The organism is Actinoplanes sp. NPDC048791, from assembly GCF_040650095.1.
GTDB lineage: Bacteria > Actinomycetota > Actinomycetes > Mycobacteriales > Micromonosporaceae > Actinoplanes.
In genome coordinates, this window is record NZ_JBEZGQ010001124.1 from 1 (window position 1) to 2,535 (window position 2,535).

The 2,535-nt window shown below is 68.5% G+C and carries 2 protein-coding genes; one reads left to right on the plus strand and one right to left on the minus strand.

Features of this window, described 5'->3' with window-relative positions:
• Positions 1-836 (plus strand): pectinesterase family protein (locus tag AB0C29_RS43115; protein WP_360833400.1); only part of this gene is annotated, 836 nt, incomplete at its 5' end.
• A 283-nt stretch (positions 837-1,119) separates the two neighbouring features.
• Here AB0C29_RS43115 and AB0C29_RS43120 read toward each other — a convergent pair.
• Positions 1,120-2,199 carry a lytic polysaccharide monooxygenase gene (locus AB0C29_RS43120; protein ID WP_360833402.1) on the minus strand — a complete coding sequence of 360 codons (1,080 nt, stop codon included), beginning with the start codon at positions 2,197-2,199 and terminating at the stop codon, positions 1,120-1,122.
• Between the last annotated feature and the right edge of the window lie 336 nt (positions 2,200-2,535).

The window sequence follows — 2,535 nt, forward strand, 5'->3', positions numbered from 1 at the left end:
GCACCGCCACGATCACCATCAAGAAGGGCACCTACACCGGCCGGGTGGTGGTGCCGTCGAACAAGCCGAACATCGTCTTCACCGGTGCCACTGGTGTCGCCACCGACGTCGTCATCACGGCCAGCCGGCCGCAGAACACCGACGGGACGGAGGGCAGCGCCACGGTGCTGCTCGGGGCCAAGGACATCGAGATGCGCCACCTGACGGTCCGCAACGACTACAACGAGAGTGCCAACGGTGCCTCGCAGGCGCTGGCGCTCTACGTCAAGGCCGACCGGGCGAAGTTCCGCAACCTGCGGCTGATCGGTGATCAGGACACCCTGCTGGTGCACGGCGCGGTACGGGCGTACTTCTACAAGACCTATGTCGAGGGTGACGTCGATTTCATCTACGGCAGCGGCACTTCGGTCTTCGACAACTGTGAGATCTTCTCGTCGACGCGCAATCAGTCGAACAACGGCTATGTGACCGCCTCGGCGACGCCGGGTGCGCGTACCTACGGCATATTGATCGTCAATTCCCGGCTGACGAGTGACGCGGCCGCCGGCACGGTGTATCTCGGCCGGCCCTGGCATCCCGGTGGGGACACCTCGGCCGATCCGCAGGTGCTGATCCGGAATTCGTCGCTCGGCGCGCACATCCGTACGGCCCAGCCGTGGACCGACATGAGCGGCTTCTCGTGGCGGGACGCGCGGCTGTCGGAATACCGCAACTCGGGCGCCGGTGCGACGGTGAACAGCAACCGGCCGCAGCTCAGTGACGCGGCCGCGGCGAACTACACGGCCCAGAAGTACCTGGCCGGAACCGACGGGTGGAACCCCGTGGTCACCGGCTGAGGACCCCGGCCGGACAAGCACGGAGGCCCGCGGCGGAAGGGACGCCGGCGCGGGCCTTCGTTGTGCGGAAAATAAGCAGGACAACGCGAAACGGGGGATGAGGAGGGCGCCTCATCCCCCGTCCAGTTTCGCTTTCGGACGGTTCGTGTTCAGTGCGGGAGCCGGGCCGGTGAATGGTCTTGGCGGGTCACCTCCAGGGGGACGGGAGGATGAGGGTTGGGAGCGCTCCCATCGATAACTGTAACTGTCTTCCGGGTCGGGTGGAAGAACCTTAAGGAATTGCTCAGACTGTGGCGCGACAGGTTGCCGACGGGACCGCACCGGACCCGGAGGCGATGAATCCGAACGTCGTACTCGCGCCGGCCGCCAATGCGCCGTTGTAGCCGGCATTCGTGGCGGTCACCGTGCTGCCACTGGCCGAGACGGTGGCATTCCAACCCTGCTGGATCGTCTGGGCGCCGGGGTACGCCAGCGTGACGGTCCAGCCCTTGACGGCCGTCGTACCGGCGGTCACCTTGACCTCACCCTGGTAGCCGCCCTGCCACGTGGAGCTCACGGCGTAGGTGGCCGAGCAGGCACCGGTCGCCGGCGGGGCCGGGGTGGTGGGCGACGCCGTGGCCGACGGGGAGACGGGCGGGGTGCTGGCCGGCGGGGTGGTCGGCGGCGGCGTGCTGGTGCCGCCGAAGGCCACGTCACTGCAGAAGTAGTACGACTGGTCCGCGTGGCTGGCCTGCCAGATGGTGTAGACCATGGCCCGCCCGGTGCGCCCGGACAGCGCCACCGGCAGGTCGATCTGCACGCCGCCGGTGACCGCGTTCCACCGGGCGGCCGGAGTGTTGCCGATCTGGCTGACCAGCTCCAGGTCGGACCATTTCAGGGCGGTGGTGACCGGGTTGAAACCGGGCTTGGTGACGTACACCCGGATGTAGTCGGCGCCGTGGCTGGCCCCGTCGAACAGCCGTACGTTGAAGTTGTTGCCGACCGAGGTGGGCGTCCAGTCACCGACGACGTCCAGCGAGTTGTAGCGGCCGCCCTGGGTGCGCCCGCCGCTGCACAGCTGACCGTCGGGGATGGCAGCCTGGTGGTTGCCGGCGACACCCTCGCGGAAGAGACCGTTCCAGTTCCACATGGTGTTCGGGTCGGCCTGCCAGGCCTGCCAGCACATCGGGTCGGCGGTGGCCATGGCCGGGTCCTGGAACTTGCTGCCCCAGCGTTCGTAACAGCCGTAGTTGCGGGACGCCGGCCCGGTGACGTTGCCGTGCGCGGCGGCGGGCCCGGCCGGGAGGACGACCGCGGCCAGGGTGGCCACGACGATCCCGACGAGACCGCTGATCAGGATGCGGATTCGTAGCGAAGAGGACATGAGGGCTCAGCACTCCGTGAGAAAAAGGGCCCGGGGAAAAGGGCATGGGTCTTCAGGGGTACGGCGGGAACTGCCCACGGCTCCCGCCCGCCACCGGCCCGGTGGGGTGCGCGCCCAGCCTCGCCGACCGATCGGGACGTGTCAATGCATCCGTTCGCTGAAGAAAGTTGGCCGAACGCGGCAACCTTCCCGGCCCGGTCCGCCACTGTGCAGATGGGCGCGGCGTCCGCTGCCGTCCGGGGCTGTCGAATGGATGGGTGATGACTCGACCTAGTGCGCCGTACGCCGGCCGGCCGTCCCGGCGGACCCGGGACACGTCGGTGGTCGGGCGGCGAC

What these genes read in the sequence shown, in the direction of transcription:
- AB0C29_RS43120 (WP_360833402.1), bottom strand. Translation starts at nt 2,199, where the DNA reads ATGTCCTCTTCGCTACGAATCCGCATCCTGATCAGCGGTCTCGTCGGG.